Origin of the sequence: Kitasatospora sp. NPDC051853, assembly GCF_044452665.1 — a bacterium.
In the GTDB taxonomy this organism is placed as follows: Bacteria; Actinomycetota; Actinomycetes; order Streptomycetales; family Streptomycetaceae; genus Kitasatospora.
The window spans coordinates 1,002,595-1,017,869 of record NZ_JBITBY010000001.1; the positions used below are offsets into that span (position 1 = coordinate 1,002,595).

Genomic DNA, 15,275 nt, shown 5'->3' on the forward strand with positions numbered 1-15,275 from the left:
GCCTCCTCAGAACGGCGGCCGGAGGGTGCGCCCCCGGTCACGCCGCCCGGTCACGCCCCCACGTACGCCGCCAGGTGCTGCCCCGTCAGGGTGGAGCGGGCGGCGACGAGTTCGGCCGGGGTGCCCTCGAAGACCACCGTGCCGCCGTCGTGGCCGGCGCCCGGGCCGAGGTCGACGATCCAGTCGGCGTGGGCCATCACGGCCTGGTGGTGCTCGACCACGATCACCGACTTGCCGGAGTCCACCAAGCGGTCCAGCAGGCCGAGCAGCTGCTCCACGTCGGCCAGGTGCAGGCCGGTGGTCGGCTCGTCCAGGACGTAGACGCCGCCCTTCTCGCCCATGTGGGTGGCCAGCTTGAGCCGCTGGCGCTCGCCGCCGGAGAGGGTGGTGAGCGGCTGACCGAGGGTCAGGTAGCCCAGCCCGACGTCGGCCAGCCGGGTCAGCACCCGGTGCGCGGCCGGGGTGGCGCCGGCCCCGCCGGGGGCGAAGAACTCCTCGGCCTCCGTCACCGACATCGTCAGCACCTCGCTGATGTCCTTGCCGCCGAGGTGGTACTCCAGCACCGAGGCGTCGAAGCGCTTGCCCTCGCACTCCTCGCAGGTGGTCGCCACCCCGGCCATCATCGCCAGGTCGGTGTAGATCACCCCCGCGCCGTTGCAGGTCGGGCAGGCCCCCTCGGAGTTGGCGCTGAACAGGGCCGGCTTCACCCCGTTCTCCTTGGCGAAGGCCTTGCGGATCGGGTCGAGCAGCCCGGTGTAGGTGGCCGGGTTGCTCCGCCGGGAGCCCTTGATCGGGGTCTGGTCCACGACCACCACGCCCGCCTCGGCGGCGGCCCGTCCGCGCACCAGCGAACCGTGCACCAGCGAGCTCTTGCCCGACCCCGCCACGCCGGTCACCACCACCAGCACGCCGAGCGGGACGTCGACGTCCACGTTCCGCAGGTTGTGGGTGCTCGCGCCGCGGATCTCCAGGACCTCGGAGGACTTGCGCACCTCCGCCTTGAGCGAGGCCCGGTCGTCCAGGTGACGGCCCGTCACCGTGCCGCCCTTGCGCAGGCCCTCGACGCTGCCCTCGAAGCAGACCGTGCCGCCCGCCGTCCCGGCGCCCGGGCCGAGGTCCACCACGTGGTCGGCGATCGCGATGACCTCCGGCTTGTGCTCCACCACCAGCACCGTGTTGCCCTTGTCCCGCAGGCGCAGCAGCAGCTCGTTCATCCGCTGGATGTCGTGCGGGTGCAGGCCGGTGGTGGGCTCGTCGAAGACGTAGGTCACGTCGGTGAGCGAGGAGCCGAGGTGACGGATCATCTTGACCCGCTGCGCCTCGCCGCCGGAGAGCGTCCCGGCCGGGCGGTCCAGCGAGAGGTAGCCGAGGCCGATCTCCACGAAGGAGTCCAGGGTGTGCCCGAGGGAGTCCAGCAGCGGGGCCACCGAGGGCTCCTCCAGCCCGCGCACCCAGCCGGCCAGGTCGCTGATCTGCATCGAGCAGGCGTCGGCGATGCTCACCCCGCCGATCTTCGAGGAGCGGGCCGCCTCGCTCAGGCGGGTGCCGCCGCACTCCGGGCAGGAGGTGAAGGTGACGGCGCGGTCCACGAAGGCCCGGATGTGCGGCTGCATCGCCTCCGGGTCCTTGGAGAGGAAGGACTTGCGGAGCTTGGGGATCAGGCCCTCGTAGGTGAGGTTCACCCCGTTGACCTTCACCTTGGTCGGCTCGCGGTACAGGAAGTCCTGCATCTCCTGTTCGCTGTAGTCGCGGATCGGCTTGTCCGGGTCCAGGAAGCCGGAGTTGGCGAAGATGCCGACCGTCCAGACGTTGTCCGCCTTGTAGCCGGGGATGGTGATGGCGCCCTCGGAGATCGACCTGGAGTCGTCGAAGAGCTCCGCCAGGTCGAGGTCGGTGACGGTGCCCCGGCCCTCGCAGGCCGGGCACATGCCGCCGGTGACGCTGAAGCTGCGCCGCTCCTTGACCGTCTTCCCGGCCTTCTCCACGGTGACGGCGCCCGCGCCGCTGATCGAGGCCACGTTGAAGGAGAAGGCCTGCGGCGAACCGATGTGCGGCTTGCCGAGGCGGCTGAACAGGATCCGCAGCATCGCGTTGGCGTCGGTGGCGGTGCCGACGGTGGAGCGCGGGTCGGCGCCCATCCGCTGCTGGTCCACGATGATGGCGGTGGTCAGGCCCTCCAGCACGTCCACGTCGGGACGGGCCAGGTTGGGCATGAAGCCCTGGACGAAGGCGCTGTAGGTCTCGTTGATCATCCGCTGCGAGTCCGCGGCGATGGTGTCGAACACCAGCGAGCTCTTCCCGGAACCGGACACGCCGGTGAACACCGTGAGACGGCGCTTGGGAATCTCCACGCTGACGTTCTTGAGGTTGTTCTCGCGCGCGCCGTGGACCCTGATCAGGTCGTGGCTGTCGGCGACGTGCGGTGCGAGCGACTGCTCCGCGGCCTTGCTGGCGGCCATGCTCTCTGTCTCCATCCGTACGACGGGCCCGCCCCTCCGCGTTCCCAACCGGTCTTCCTCGCTCGCCCGATCTTGCCAGTTCGGGCGGACGGAAGGGGGTCGGGTGCCGGAAGGCGCGGCCCGTCGGTCCTGGATGCGCCGGCCCTGAACGCCTCGGCCCTCGACGCCTCGGCCCTCGACGCCTCGGTCCTGGATGCGTCAGTCCTGGATGCGGCGCCAGGGGCGGTCGGCCTCCAGGGCGAAGGCCAGTTCCAGCAGGAGGCGCTCCTGGCCGTGGGCGGCGGAGAGGTGGACGCCGATCGGCAGGCCGTTGTCGGCGGAGCCGGTGGGGAGGGTGATCGCCGGGCCGCCGGTGACGTTGTTGACGGGAGTGAAGGCCACGTAGCGGAGCAGACGCTCCGTCAGCTCCTCGAACTCCACGGTGGGGCTGAGGTGGCCGAGCGGCGGGGTGGTGTGGGCCAGGGTGGGGGAGAGGATCGCGTCGTGGTCCCGGAAGATGCCGGCGTAGGTGCGCTCGGCCTGCCGCAGGCGGCGCAGCACGCCCGGGCCGCGGCGGTACTCGCGCAGGAAGCCGCGCCGCAGGCCGGTGGTGAGCGGGTCCAGGTCGCGGGAGCGGAAGCTGCGGTCCACCACCAGGCGGCCGGTGGAGGCGATCACGAAGGCGATGAAGCCCCAGTAGAGCAGGAAGTCGCGGGAGAACTCGGCGCCGAACGGCAGGGTGGCGGGGGTGACCTGATGGCCCATCGCCTCCAGCCGGGCGGCGGTCTCCTCCACGGCCCGCCGGGTCTGCTCGTCGCTGACCGCGATCGGCGAGTCCACCACCAGGCCGATCCGCAGCTTGCGGGAGCCCGGGCCCTCGACCAGGCCGACGGGCGGGAGGGTGGCGCTGCGGTGGTGCTGCTCGGCGGCCGCGTAGAAGGCGGCGGTGTCGCGGACGGAGCGGGTGACCACGCCGTCGGTGACGATGTCCAGCGGGAGTTGGCGGCCCTGCTCGTTGGGGACCAGCCGGCCCCGGGTCGGCTTGAGGCCGACCAGGCCGCAGGCGGCGGCCGGGATGCGGATCGAGCCGCCGCCGTCGTTGGCGTGCGCGATCGGCACCACACCGGAGGCCACCAGCACCGCCGAGCCGCCGGAGGAGGCGCCGGCGGAGTGCGAGGTCTCCCAGGGGTTGCGGACCGGCTCGGCGGCGGCGTACTCGGTGGTGGCGTTCAGCCCGAACTCCGGCAGCCGGGTCTTGCCCAGCACCGTCACCCCGCTGGTGAGGAAGAGCTCGGTGAACGGCGCGCTGCGCCGGGCCGGCCGGGGCCGGAAGGCGGCGCTGCCGTGGCCGGTGGGCACGCCGAGCAGGTCGACGTTGTCCTTGAGGTAGGTGGGCACGCCGTACAGCGGGCCGTCGGGTGCGCCGGGGGCGGAGCGCGGGGTGTCGTGCAGCGGGAAGGCGACGGGGCGCAGCGCCTCGACCCGCCCGGCCCGGGCGGCCGCGGCGGCGGCCAGCTCGGCCGGGCTCACCTCGCCGGAGCGGACGGCGGCCGCGAGGGCCACCGCGTCGTGCTCGCCCAACGCGTCGTCACCGAACGCGTGCACCCGGCTGTCGCTCATCTCGCCCCTCCGAACCTACTGCCCGGTAATGGCGCGGGCAGGGCAGCAGTGTACGGGCGGGGCGGTGGCGCGGCCAGGGGCTCGGGCGAGCCGGTGGAAAGCGCTTGCTGACGGGGCGTCGGAAATCGTGTTGACCCTTCGTCCGCCACCCGGTGAGGGTGGCGGTGATGTCCTGACGAGCACTCCCGGGGGGCCGCTGATGATGTTCGGAATGTCGGACGACTGGTGGGTGATCTTCCTCTATCCGGCGTTGCTCTGGCTGCCGCTCGGGCCGTTCGTCATGGCCGCCATGGGGGTCGCCTGCGCCCGGCACCCGGGCTGGCGGGCCCGGCTGGCCTCGGTGCTGCTGCCGCTGCTGCCGGTCACGGTGGTCGGCATCATGACCGTCTTCCCGCTGGACACCTGGCACGAGGAGACCAAGTTCGACGACCTGGTGGTGGGGTACCTCGGGGTCTACGTCGGCCTGATCACCGTGCTGCCCTGGCTGCTCGGGTACCTGGCGGTGCGGATCTCCCGCGCGGTGAAGCGCCGCCGGGCGGTGCGGCCGGTGCCCGTGACGGCGGGTCAGGGTCAGGGTCAGGCTCAGGAGGACATCAGCCCGCCCCGGTAGGAGATGGCCACCGCCTGGGCGCGGTCGCGGGCGCCGAGCTTGGCCAGCACCCGCTTCATGTGGGTCTTGACGGTGGACTCGGCGAGGAAGAGCCGGGTGGCGATCTCGGGGTTCGAGCAGCCCTCGGCGGCCAGCCGGAGCACCTCCCGTTCGCGGGTGGTGAGGCGGCCCAGGCGTGGGTCCTCGGGCTGGGAAAGCGCTTGCCCGGGCGTGGCGCCGGCGATCCGGTCCACCAGGGCCCGGGTGACCGCCGGGTCCAGCAGCGCCTCACCGGCGGCGACCGCCCGGACGGCCTCGATCAGCCGCTCCGGCGAGGCCCGCTTGAGCAGGAAAGCGCTTGCCCCGGCCCGCAGCGCCTCCCAGACGTACTCGTCGTGCTGGAAGACCGTCAGCACCAGCACCCGCGCGGGGTGCGGCCCGGCCACGATCCGGCGGGTAGCCTCGATCCCGTCGATCCCCGGCATCCGCACGTCCATCAGCACCACGTCCGGCCGCAGCTCCTGGCAGAGCCGTACCGCCTCCAGCCCGTCGGCCGCCTGCCCGACCACCTCCAGACCCTCGTCGGTCTCCAGCACCAGGGCGATCCCGGCCCGCAGCAGCGCGTCGTCCTCGGCGACCACGAGCCGCAGCCGGCCGCCGCCCCGCCCCGCGGACTTCTGACCCGCCGTCACCGGACCCGCCGCCTCCTGAGCCGCCGTCACCGGACCGGCAGGACGGCGTGCAGCCGGAACCCGCCCCGGTCACCTCCCCCGTGCTCCACGCTGCCGCCCAGCATCGAGACCCGCTCCGAGATGCCGATCAGGCCCCGCCCGGGCACGTAGCCCTCGGCCGGCCCCCGGCCGTCGTCGCTGACCTCGATCTCCAGGCGGTCCCCGAGCCTCCGTACCGAGACGTCGGCCGAGGCGGCCCGGCCGTGCTTGACGGTGTTGGTCAGCGCCTCCTGGACGATCCGGTACGCCGAGACGTCGATGCTGCGCGGCAGCCGCGCGGCGGCGCCCGGTTCCAGTCGCAGGCCCACCGTCAGCCCGGCCCGGTCCATCCGCCCGGTGAGGCGGCCGAGGTCCGCGAGCCCGGGGCGCCCCGACGGATCGTCCGGTTCCCGCTCGGGTTCCCGCTCCGGCTCGTGGCGCAGTGCGGCCAGCACCCGGTCCAGCTCGTCGAGGGCGTCCCGGCCGGTCTGCTCCAGCTCGGTCAGCACCGTCCGGGTCCGCTCCGGCTCCCGCTCCAGCAGCCGCCGGGCAGCGCCCGCCTGGACCAGCATCACGTTCACCGTGTGCCCGACGAGATCGTGCAACTCCCGCGCCATCCTGGCCCGTTCGCCGGAGACCGCGTCGCGGTGCAGCCGCGCCCTGGCCGCCTCCCGCTCCTCCAGGCGGCGCGCCGTGCCGTAGCCGATGGCCCAGCCGAGCAGCCAGAGGAAGAGCACCCCCGCCGGGATCGCCGGATAGGCGCGCGCCCCCTCCGACCCCGTGAAGTACCCGGCCATCCCGGCCAGCGCGATGAACGGCCCGGCCCAGGCACGGGCCCGGGTGCCGTGCAGCCCGAGCGCGTGCAGCCCCACGATGTTGGCGTACGGCGCCACCGGCGAGCTCAGCACCCAGAGCGACTCGGCCGACAGTGCCGCCGTGGCGGCCAGGTAGGCGCTCAGCGGGGTGGAGCGCCGCGCGGCGACGGCCGCCGCCTGGACGGTGCTGAGCAGTACGGCGAGCGGCAGTCTGTCGCCCAACTCCGGTGCCGCCGAGAGTCGTTCGGTGAGCATGGCGGCGAGGAAGGCGGCGGCGAGGAGCAGGTCGAGCAGGAGGCTGCGGGACGGTCGCGTCATCTGGTGGGTCCCCGGGCGGGTCGTGGAGGGTTCTCGGTCGGGCCGTGCGGAGGTCCGGACCGGCCGTGGCGAGGTCCGGTCGGACCCGTCCGCGGGCCTGGTCGGTCCGCGGCACCGTACCCGCGCCCGGAGGGCCCGCGCATCACCCTTCGGGGGTACTCGTCCCCGCCGGGCGGCCCCCGGGCGGGGGTGCCCCGGCGGCCCCCGGCGGAGGACTCCCCGCCCCGGTCACCCCGCCTACCTTCCGCACCATGGACAACGCCACGCCCCACCGGGCCGACCGCCCCGCCTCCCTGCTCCCGCGCCGCGCCGCACTGGCCCTGTTCGCGTTCCTCGGGGTGCTGGTGGCCCTGCTCTCCGCCCGCTACTTCACCCTCGACCCGGAAACCTTCCTGGAGGACCAGCGGGCCACCTACCTGGCACACCTGTTCCCGCTGCTCTGCCACATCGGCGGCGGCACGGTGGCGCTGCTGCTCGGCCCCTGGCAGTTCGCGGCCCGGCTGAGGGCCCGCCGGCCGGCCGTGCACCGATCCGTCGGCCGGGTCTACCTGCTGAGCGTGGCCGTCACCGGCGTCGGCGGTCTGGTGCTCGCCCCGAGCGGCCTCCACCCGCCGGTCGCCCCCGCCGGTTTCGCGGTCCTCGGGGTGCTGCTGCTGGCCACCTCCGCCGCCGCCCTCCGGACGGCCCGTCAGCGTCGCTTCGACCGCCACCGAGTCTGGGCCGTCCGCTCCTACGCCCTGGTCCTGGCCGCCGTCACCCTCCGGGTCTGGCTCCCGCTCTTCGACGCGCTCGGCGCCCCGTTCGACCAGGCCTACGCCGCCGCCGGGTGGACCTGCTGGCTGATCAACCTCGCCGTTGCCGAGGCGTTCCTGGCCAGGAGGGAGCCGGCGCGGGCGGGGTGAGGCCCCCGGGCACGGCCGGCGGACACATCAATGGACTGAAGGGCCGACGCACCGATGGACCGACGGGCCGACGCACCGACGCACCGATGGACTGGAGGACCGACGGACCGTCAGAAGGCCTTGCCTGGGTTGAGGATGCCCAGCGGGTCGAAGGCGTGCTTGACGCTGCGGTGCAGGTCGAGCACGGCCGGGTCCAGGGCGGTGGCCAGCCGGCCGCGCCTGAGGGTGCCGACGCCGTGCTCGCCGGTGATCGAGCCGCCGAGGTCGAGGGCCTTGCGCCAGAGTCGCTCGGCCTTGTGGTGGGCCTCGCGGAAGGTCTCGGGTTCGCGGTCGGGGAGGATCAGGACCGGGTGCAGGTTGCCGTCCCCGGCGTGGCCGACGGTGGCGATCCGGACGGTGCCCTCGCGGCCGGTCCGCTCGATGTGGCCGAGCATCTCGACCAGGCGGCTGCGCGGCACCACCACGTCCTCCACGACGGTGGCCGCGCCGGAGGAGAGCAGCGCCTCCCCGGCCGCGCGCCGGACGGACACCATCTCCTGGGCCCCGTCCGCGCTGCTGGACATCGTCATCGAGGTGGCCCCCTGCTCCTGGCAGAGCCGCACCATCTCCGCCACCAGCCGCTGGGCGCCCTCACCGTCGGCCTGGCCGATGAGCAGGGCGGCCGAGGAGGTGTCCACCCCGTCGGGGCGGTACGCCTCGACGGCGTCCAGCGCGGCCCGGTCCAGGAGTTCGAGCATGGACGGGCGCCCGGGCAGCCGGGCGATCGAGGCGACCGCCGCCCCGGCGGCCCGCAGGCTGTCGAACCCGGCCGTGAAGGTGGACGGGGCGGTGGCGGGCACCGGACGCAGCCGCAGGGTGGCGGCGGTGATGATGCCGAGCGTCCCCTCCGAGCCGACGAAGAGCCGGGTCAGGTCGTACCCGGCGACGTTCTTGAGCGTGCGCCCGCCCGTGTGCACCAACCGCCCGTCGGCGAGCACCACTTCGAGCCCGAGCACGTTGTCGGCGGTCGCGCCGTACTTCACGCAGCGCAGGCCCCCGGCGTTGGTGGCCACGTTCCCGCCGATGGTGGAGACCTCGGCGCTGCCCGGATCGGGCGGGTAGAACAGCCGCTGCGCGGCCGCGGCCCGGCCGAGTGCGCCGTTCACCACCCCGGCCTCCGCCACGGCGTACTGGTCGGCGGCGTTCAACTCCCGGATCGCGGAGAGCCGTTCGAGCGAGAGCACGACCCCGCGCGCCAGCGCGGACGCCCCGCCCGCGAGCCCGCTGCCCGCCCCGCGCGGCACCAGCGGCACACGGTGGCGGGTGGCCCACCGGGCGATCCGCTGGACCTGGGCGACGTCCCGGGGCAGTGCGACGGCCACCGGCAGCTGGTGCTCGACCGTGGAGGCGCGGTCCCCGGCGTAGGGGCGGACCTCGTCCTCCTTGTGGAGGAGCGCGTCCTCGCCGAGGAGGGCGCGGAGCTCGGAGATCTCCGGCAGGGTCGTGGTCCGCAGGTGCACGGCCGGAACAGCGTTCACGAATCACCCAAGTCGTCAGTGCAGAAAAGCCGGTGGACGGATGGTGCGGTCGAATCGGAGGGGTGGAGGTGACGCGCTCTCGTCATTCCCGGGCGTGCCGTGGACGGGGCGGCCGCAGGGTGCGTTCCGATTCGTCTTCGATCCTGCCGGGGCGCGCACACCAGTTGACGCATTTTCGGGACAACCCACGTGTCTGACGTGGGGTTGTGTCATAATTCCTCCACTCCGCAGAGGATTAACCGGATTTGAGTACTCGTCCGATCTGCGGGATTCCCGGAGAGCAGTTCCCGGAACGGGACTTCACGCTCGCTTTGTCATGCCCTAGTCTCTCGGGGCCGAGCAGCAGGACGACCACGGGGGAATCCGGGATGAGCACACCACCCACTGCCGACCAGTACGCCGACGAACGGCCCCGGGGCAGCTGGGACCCGGCGGCGCCGCCGTCCACGGGGCCGGTTCCGCCGGTTCCGCCGCCGCTGCTGCCGAAGCGGCGGGCCCGGCGCCTGCTGCGCGCCTCGCTGACCTCCCTGGCCCTGGTGGTGGCGATCGGAGCGGCGCTGTTCGCGGCCGACCGCTACTACCGGGACGCCCCGATGACCGCGAACGCCGGGGACTGCGTGCACAACTCCGGCACGGACGCCGACCCGGAGGTCTCCGTGGTCGACTGCACCGCCCCCGAGGCCGAGCTCAAGGTCATCAAGATGATCCACCTGGCCGACCAGAACGTCTGCGACGACGTCCCCGGCACCGTCGCCACCTACCGCGAGGAGCGCACCCGCGCCTCCTTCAGCCTCTGCCTCGGCCCGAACGACCGTTCCTGACGCACCGTCGCCCCGGGCTCAGACACCCGGCAGGCGGCCGTGGACCCGGGCGAGGGTGAGGGCGGCCAGGGTCATGCCGTCGTCGAGGGCGCCGGTGGCGATTTGCTGCCAGAGCTCGGGGAGCGGGAGCCAGTGGGTCGCGGAGACCTCGTCGTCGAGGGGCGGGCCGTCGGGGGCGGTGGGGACGTCGGCGTGGACCACGGCGACCTCGGAGGCGAGCAGGCCGGAGTCGGGGGTCATGGTGCCGATGAGGTGGAACTCGGCTTCGGTGATGCCGAGCTCCTCGAGGAGTTCGGTGCGCGCGGTGACCAGCGGGTCGGTGCCGTGGGAGAAGCCGCGGGGCAGGGCCCACTGGTGACGGCCCAGGGGATAGCGGTAGGTGCGGACGAGTCCGACGGTTTCGCGGTAGACCGGGACGACGACCACGCCGAGTCCCTCGTCGCGGTTCCGGATCCGCAGGTACGTGCCGGCCGCCCCGCCGGGGAAGGTCACCTCGTCGTCGTACACCTCGACGAAGCGATTGCCGTAGGCGAGGACCTCCCTGGTGCGCCGGATGGCGTCCGGGTCCTCCGGAGCGGCCCGGGTGTCCTCGTGGCCCTCGGTGTCCGCCATGCCGGTCAGCCCCTCACGTCGACGACTCGTCCCAGTGTGCACGCCAGCCGTCGGGCGGTGAGACGACGCACCGCGGTGTCCTTGCCCTTGCGGAACAGGACATTGCCGACCGCGCCGACCGCCATCGCCGGATAGCCGAGGATCCCGGGCACGTCCCACACCTCCATGGCCATCGCCGGCCCGACCGCGCCCGCTGCGGTCAGTGCCAGCTCCACCGCCAGGCCGCCCTTCGGGGCGATGGTCACCCGGCTGCCGAGCAGCGCGGCGACCCGGGCCAGGTGGGCGTCCAAAGCCTTGCGGGCGGCAGCCGGATCCGGTGCGGCCCGGAGCTCCTCGACGCCCTTCCAGAACGGGGAGACGGCCGTGCGTCCGTGTTCGGCGCGGGCCGCCAGCAAGGCGGCGATCGCGTCGGCGGCATCCGCCTCCAGGGCGGCCAGCCGGGCCCGCGCGGCGTCCGAGGAGAGGATGCCCGCCGCGTCGACCAGGACCTCGAACAGTGGCGGGGCGTCCGGCTGTCGGACGGAGGTGAGCGGCTCGTCGCGCGTGGCGGCGGAGCGGGTCAGGGCGCGGTGGTGGACGAGGGCGAGCTCCTTGGCGATGGCATGGTCGGCCAGACCGTCGGGGGAGGGGCCGGTGCCGGTGCTGAGGGTGGAGGCGGCGACCCCGATCGAGTCCACCACGACCAGGTTGTAGAGGGTGTCGACGAACCCGATCAGCAGGGCGAGCGGTCCGGGGCCGCCGACGATCTCCTCGGGGGTCCGTCCGGCGGGGTCACCCGGCCAGGGGAGGGGGAGCCGGAGCCGGCTGCGGTCGTCGAAGTGCTCCGGACGGTCCGCCCCGAGGCGGCCTATCGCGGTGGCCAGCGCCGCCCGTACCTCCTGGTACTGCTCCGGCAGTCCCGGAGCGGGCGGCTGCTCGGCGGCCGCGGCCACCAGCGCGCCGAGCGCGACACGGCTCGGGGTCGGCCGCGCGGCCACCCGAGGGGTGCGCCGGAACTCCTCGCGGATCAGGGCGATCCCTTCGGCGCGTTCGGCGCCGAGCCACTCGGCGTTGAGCAACCGGTCGAGACCGGAGGTCTGTTGGCGCACTTCCTCCGGGTCGAGGCCGTGGGCGGCGGGAGCGTTGAGCTCGGGAAGCAGGAGGCTCTTGAACGGCCGGACGCCGTCAACGGTCCTTCCCAGCATGGTGGTTGCCGCCTCGTCGTACGAGTGGGCGCCGAACAGGTGGAGCCGGAACGGGCGTTCACTCGCGGCGGCTGCCGAGCGGGCCCGCAGGACGGTCGAGGCGACGCGCAGGAAGGCGTACGAGTCGAAGGCGTACGCCTGCGGGACGACCACCTCGCGGCCCAACGCGAGCGTCATCAGCACCTCGGTGAAGACCTGGAGGTGCAGCTCCGCGTCCGGCCCCTCTCCGGTCGCGGTCGCCCCGGGCCAGCCGGTGCGGCTCGAATCCAAGGTCTCCAGGTACTGGTACCGCACGTCGTCGCCGTACGCCATGTCACGCCCCCCGGTGCGAACTCTGCTCTGCAGCGGGACGCTACCTCCGGTCCGTCTCCGCTGACCAGCGCTTTGCTCCGGCTGGTGCGGGGCGGGCCCGGGTGTGCTGACGGGCTCGCTCCGCTACCCATGGGTCAGCGCGCTGAAGCCGAAAGCCAGTACTGCGGTGAGCAGCGTCAGCGCGCCCGCGAAGGCTACTGCGGCGCGACGCGCGGCTGTTGCGACAGTCTCGCCTCCCCATCGAGCCAGCCATGCGGCACCGGCGGCGGCAAGGAGGGAGAGCAGGACGGCGATGGCGAGGGTGAGCAGGAGCAGGATGGCGGCGGTCTGATGGTTGGTCACGGTGTTCCTTCTGCCTGTCGTGGGGCCGGACAGGCAGAAGGTTCGGCCGTTTCGAGTACAGCACCGTACGGGTGGACGAAGATGAACGCGTGCGGATGGTGGGGGGTAGACGTTGGTTGAGAGGGCATCGTCGTCGGAGCTGGCCGAGTTGAAGGAGCGGTTGCGGCTACGGCGCGCGGAGCGGCGGTTGTCCATGACCGCGTTGGAGCGTCTTGCCGGTTTGGGGCACACCACCGTCAGCCGTGCCTTGAACGGTCCGACTGTTCCGTCCGAGGCTACGGTTCTCGTGCTGGCCTCATGTTTGAGGTTGGAGCCCGGGCCTCTGCTCGAGCTGCGCCAGCGCGCTCTGCCCAGGCGCGAGCCTGGAAGCGGAGTGGCTCCAGCCGGGCGGGACGAGGTGGAGTTCGAGAAGCGCTACCTGCGGTACGTCGATCACCGACACGGGCAGCTGTCCGTCGTGGGCCTTGACCTGTCGCGGCCGGAGCGGGCGTGCTGGCCACTGGACGCGGCGTATTTGAGCCTTGAGTTCGCCATCGGTGTCGAGCGGCGTCCGGCGCTTGGCGCCGCAGACCTTCAGGGGGCATCGGGACCGGCCGGCCAGCAGGTCCGGATCGAGCGGGCGGAGCAGGCGCTCGCGGGCCTTCGACGTGTGCTGGTGCGCGGTTTGGCCGGCAGCGGTAAGACGACACTGCTGCAGTGGCTGGCGGTCGCCGCCTCACGGGGTGAACTTCCGTTCCAGCTGGAGAGCTTGGCGGACTGTGTACCGTTCGTTCTACCGTTGCGTACGCTGGTGCGCCGAGGCGGACTGCCCAGCCCGCGGGAGTTCCTCGCCGCCGTGGGTTGTCCGCTGGACTCCGCACAGCCCTCCGGGTGGGCTGACCGGGTGCTGGCCGCAGGGCGCGGCATTCTGCTGGTCGACGGGTTGGACGAGGTGCCCCAGGCACAGCGGGCACACACCAAGACCTGGCTGCTGGAGTTGCTCGCTGCTTACCCGCAGGTGTCGGTGGTCGTCACGGGTCGCCCGTCGGCAGTTCCGGACGGATGGCTCGCAGGGTGTGGGTTCACGGAGCTGACGGTCCGTGCGATGAGTCCGGCCGATGTGATGGTGTTCGCCACCCGCTGGCACGCGGCGGCCGCGTCCGGTGCGGCGGGGAGCGATGAGCAGGACCATCTCGCGGGGTTGGAAGCCGCGCTGAAGGAAGCGGTGCGCTCACAGAGGGATCTGGCACGGCTTGCCACGACGCCGTTGCTGTGTGCGCTGATGTGTGCCCTGCACCGCGATCGGCGAGGGCATCTGCCGCAGCGGAGGATGGAACTGTACGAGGCCGCGCTGTCGATGCTGCTGGTGCGCCGCGACCGGGAACGCGACATCGCAGCTCCCGAAGGGCTGGTGCTCACGGAGCACCAGAGTGTCCAGCTGCTCCAGCGCCTGGCGTACTGGCTGGTCCGCAACGGCCAAACAGAGATGGATCGGGACACGGCGCAGCACATCATCGGTGAAGCGCTGCCGGCCATGCCGCAGGTAGAGGCCCAGGGTTGCGCACAAGAGGTGTTCGAGCATCTCTTGGCGCGCAGCGGTCTGCTTCGCGCCCCAGCAGCGGACACGGTCGACTTCATCCATCGGACCTTTCAGGACTACCTCGGTGCGAAGGCCGCGGTCGAGGCTCGTGATCTCCCGCTACTGGTGCGTCACGCTCACGACGATCAGTGGGAGGACGTGGTGCGCCTGGCCGTCGGTCACGCCCGTCCCCACGAACGCGCTTCACTTCTACGGCGGTTGATCGCCCGCGGCGACCGGACGCCGCGTCACCGCGCCCGTCTGTACCTGCTTGCGACCGCATGCCTGGAAACCGCCACCGAACTCGACCCCGTCGTGCGACAGCAGATCGAGGAGCGCACCGCTACGCTCCTTCCACCGCGTAGTCCCCAGGAAGCCGTGGAGCTCGCCGCGGTCGGTCCGGTCGTCCTGGACCTGCTGGCCGGCCCCGAGGGTCTGGAAGAGGACGAGGCGGAGGCCGTTGTGCGCACCGCCGCTCTGATCGGCGGCGACGCCGGGATGCACGTCATTCGGAGGTTCCGCGACTGCACACATCCGGCGGTGACCTGGCAACTGCAGAACGCATGGGGCCGCTTCGACACCCAGGACTATGCTCGCGAGATCCTCTCCGAAATGCCCGGGCGCCAGTTCCTGCACGTGACGACGCCCGAGCAACTCGCCGTCCTGAGGACCTTCGCACCTCCGGCCGGTGCCACCGTCACCGGCAACCTCCCCGTCGGTCTCCTCATCGACTCGGCGGGGCCGACACTCGAGTACCTTCAGATCGAGGACAATCCGTCCTTGCGCGACCTGGGATTCCTGAGGTCCTGTCCCAACCTGGATCATCTGGGCCTCTACGAATGCCCGGGACTCGTGGACATCGCGGATGTCAACGACCATGGTGTCAGAAGCTTTTCGCTCTTCGGTTGTGATCTGGTCAGCCCCGGAGCGCTGCGGAACCTGGCCGGACTTCGGCGACTGGGGTTGGACATGCCCTTGCCCCGCCGACGTCTTGACGCCCTACCCGGTGACGCCGACCTGGCCTACCTGTTCCTGGGCCGGGCCTCATGCGAGGGCCTGACCCTCAAGGGGATTTCGCGCTGGCAGAACATGGATTCCTTGAGCCTGTGCGGACCCGCCGCAGGTATGGCCGAGCTGAACGCTCTGCCCCGGCTGAAGCTCCTGTCGCTGCAAGGAGGTGCCGAACGTCGTCTGCTGCAGGACACCTCGGTCGTGCTGCCTCAGGTCGAAGAGGTCTTCCTGGGAAACTGGACGGAAGAGAAGGACGAACCGGCCCTCCGGGCCCTGACCCGGGTCTTTCCCGAGCTCCGGCGGCTCACGATCTCGCAGCACCACGAAGTCCACCGCATTGACCTCAGCCCGCTACGTGACGTTCCGAACCTCGTCATCCGCCTCAACGGGCCAGGCGGTTTCACCGGTACCGAGCACTTTCCTCCAGGGGCGATCACTCAGAATCCCCGGCCGCGCACCTGAAACCCGGACCCCGGGGCAAGACGGGCGTGAGCGAGGAGCGGGCGTGGGAGGCCGGTCCTGACCC

Annotated in this window: 12 protein-coding genes; 4 read left to right on the forward strand and 8 right to left on the reverse strand. The window is 72.4% G+C overall.

The genetic code is table 11. From position 1 onward, the window contains the following. Positions 1–50: 50 nt before the first annotated feature. The gene (locus ACIA8O_RS04455) at positions 51–2,459 is read right to left on the reverse strand and encodes an ATP-binding cassette domain-containing protein (RefSeq protein WP_396292014.1); all 2,409 of its coding nucleotides are present in this window, start codon (positions 2,457–2,459) and stop codon (positions 51–53) included. A 198-nt stretch (positions 2,460–2,657) separates the two neighbouring features. Next, on the reverse strand, positions 2,658–4,058 hold the full coding sequence (locus ACIA8O_RS04460; RefSeq protein WP_396292015.1) for an amidase: 1,401 nt from the start codon (positions 4,056–4,058) through the stop codon (positions 2,658–2,660). 211 nt (positions 4,059–4,269) lie between these two features. Between ACIA8O_RS04460 and ACIA8O_RS04465 the strand changes: the two genes are divergently transcribed. Next, complete coding sequence (locus ACIA8O_RS04465) at positions 4,270–4,668, forward strand: hypothetical protein (RefSeq protein ID WP_396292016.1); 399 nt, start codon at positions 4,270–4,272, stop codon at positions 4,666–4,668. Here ACIA8O_RS04465 and ACIA8O_RS04470 read toward each other — a convergent pair. Both ACIA8O_RS04470 and ACIA8O_RS04475 read right to left on the reverse strand, forming a co-directional pair. Next, positions 4,641–5,339, reverse strand: a complete 699-nt coding sequence (locus ACIA8O_RS04470; RefSeq protein WP_396292017.1) for a response regulator — start codon at positions 5,337–5,339, stop codon at positions 4,641–4,643. The two genes, ACIA8O_RS04465 and ACIA8O_RS04470, sit on opposite strands and share 28 nt — an antisense overlap. A gap of 26 nt (positions 5,340–5,365) precedes the next feature. Further along, positions 5,366–6,490 carry a sensor histidine kinase gene (locus ACIA8O_RS04475; protein WP_396292018.1) on the reverse strand — a complete coding sequence of 375 codons (1,125 nt, stop codon included), beginning with the start codon at positions 6,488–6,490 and terminating at the stop codon, positions 5,366–5,368. Between the two features lie 251 nt (positions 6,491–6,741). Between ACIA8O_RS04475 and ACIA8O_RS04480 the strand changes: the two genes are divergently transcribed. Further along, positions 6,742–7,392, forward strand: a complete 651-nt coding sequence (locus ACIA8O_RS04480) for a DUF2306 domain-containing protein (protein ID WP_396292019.1) — start codon at positions 6,742–6,744, stop codon at positions 7,390–7,392. A gap of 110 nt (positions 7,393–7,502) precedes the next feature. Here ACIA8O_RS04480 and ACIA8O_RS04485 read toward each other — a convergent pair whose 3' ends face one another. Beyond that, positions 7,503–8,909, reverse strand: coding sequence for an FAD-binding oxidoreductase (locus ACIA8O_RS04485; protein ID WP_396292020.1), 1,407 nt, complete (start codon positions 8,907–8,909; stop codon positions 7,503–7,505). Positions 8,910–9,277: 368 nt separating this feature from the next. Between ACIA8O_RS04485 and ACIA8O_RS04490 the strand changes: the two genes are divergently transcribed. Continuing rightward, positions 9,278–9,730 carry a hypothetical protein gene (locus ACIA8O_RS04490; protein ID WP_396292021.1) on the forward strand — a complete coding sequence of 151 codons (453 nt, stop codon included), beginning with the start codon at positions 9,278–9,280 and terminating at the stop codon, positions 9,728–9,730. A gap of 18 nt (positions 9,731–9,748) precedes the next feature. Here the strand turns inward: ACIA8O_RS04490 and ACIA8O_RS04495 are convergent, their stop codons facing one another. From ACIA8O_RS04495 to ACIA8O_RS04505, 3 genes are all read right to left on the reverse strand, one after another. Continuing rightward, positions 9,749–10,342: an NUDIX hydrolase gene (locus ACIA8O_RS04495; RefSeq protein ID WP_396292022.1), complete on the reverse strand. Its 594-nt coding sequence runs from the start codon at positions 10,340–10,342 to the stop codon at positions 9,749–9,751. Between the two features lie 5 nt (positions 10,343–10,347). Beyond that, positions 10,348–11,838 carry a hypothetical protein gene (locus tag ACIA8O_RS04500; RefSeq protein WP_396292023.1) on the reverse strand — a complete coding sequence of 497 codons (1,491 nt, stop codon included), beginning with the start codon at positions 11,836–11,838 and terminating at the stop codon, positions 10,348–10,350. A gap of 123 nt (positions 11,839–11,961) precedes the next feature. Continuing rightward, complete coding sequence (locus ACIA8O_RS04505) at positions 11,962–12,180, reverse strand: hypothetical protein (protein WP_396292024.1); 219 nt, start codon at positions 12,178–12,180, stop codon at positions 11,962–11,964. A 160-nt stretch (positions 12,181–12,340) separates the two neighbouring features. Here ACIA8O_RS04505 and ACIA8O_RS04510 point away from each other — a divergent pair, with 160 nt between their 5' ends. After that, on the forward strand, positions 12,341–15,211 hold the full coding sequence (locus tag ACIA8O_RS04510) for an NACHT domain-containing protein (protein WP_396292120.1): 2,871 nt from the start codon (positions 12,341–12,343) through the stop codon (positions 15,209–15,211). The last annotated feature ends 64 nt before the right edge of the window (positions 15,212–15,275 follow it).

Coding starts and splice junctions, on each gene's coding strand:
- ACIA8O_RS04455 (WP_396292014.1), bottom strand. CDS start 2,459: ATGGCCGCCAGCAAGGCCGCGGAGCAGTCGCTCGCACCGCACGTCGCC.
- ACIA8O_RS04460 (WP_396292015.1), bottom strand. CDS start 4,058: ATGAGCGACAGCCGGGTGCACGCGTTCGGTGACGACGCGTTGGGCGAG.
- ACIA8O_RS04465 (WP_396292016.1), top strand. CDS start 4,270: ATGTCGGACGACTGGTGGGTGATCTTCCTCTATCCGGCGTTGCTCTGG.
- ACIA8O_RS04475 (WP_396292018.1), bottom strand. CDS start 6,490: ATGACGCGACCGTCCCGCAGCCTCCTGCTCGACCTGCTCCTCGCCGCC.
- ACIA8O_RS04480 (WP_396292019.1), top strand. CDS start 6,742: ATGGACAACGCCACGCCCCACCGGGCCGACCGCCCCGCCTCCCTGCTC.
- ACIA8O_RS04490 (WP_396292021.1), top strand. CDS start 9,278: ATGAGCACACCACCCACTGCCGACCAGTACGCCGACGAACGGCCCCGG.
- ACIA8O_RS04495 (WP_396292022.1), bottom strand. CDS start 10,342: ATGGCGGACACCGAGGGCCACGAGGACACCCGGGCCGCTCCGGAGGAC.
- ACIA8O_RS04500 (WP_396292023.1), bottom strand. CDS start 11,838: ATGGCGTACGGCGACGACGTGCGGTACCAGTACCTGGAGACCTTGGAT.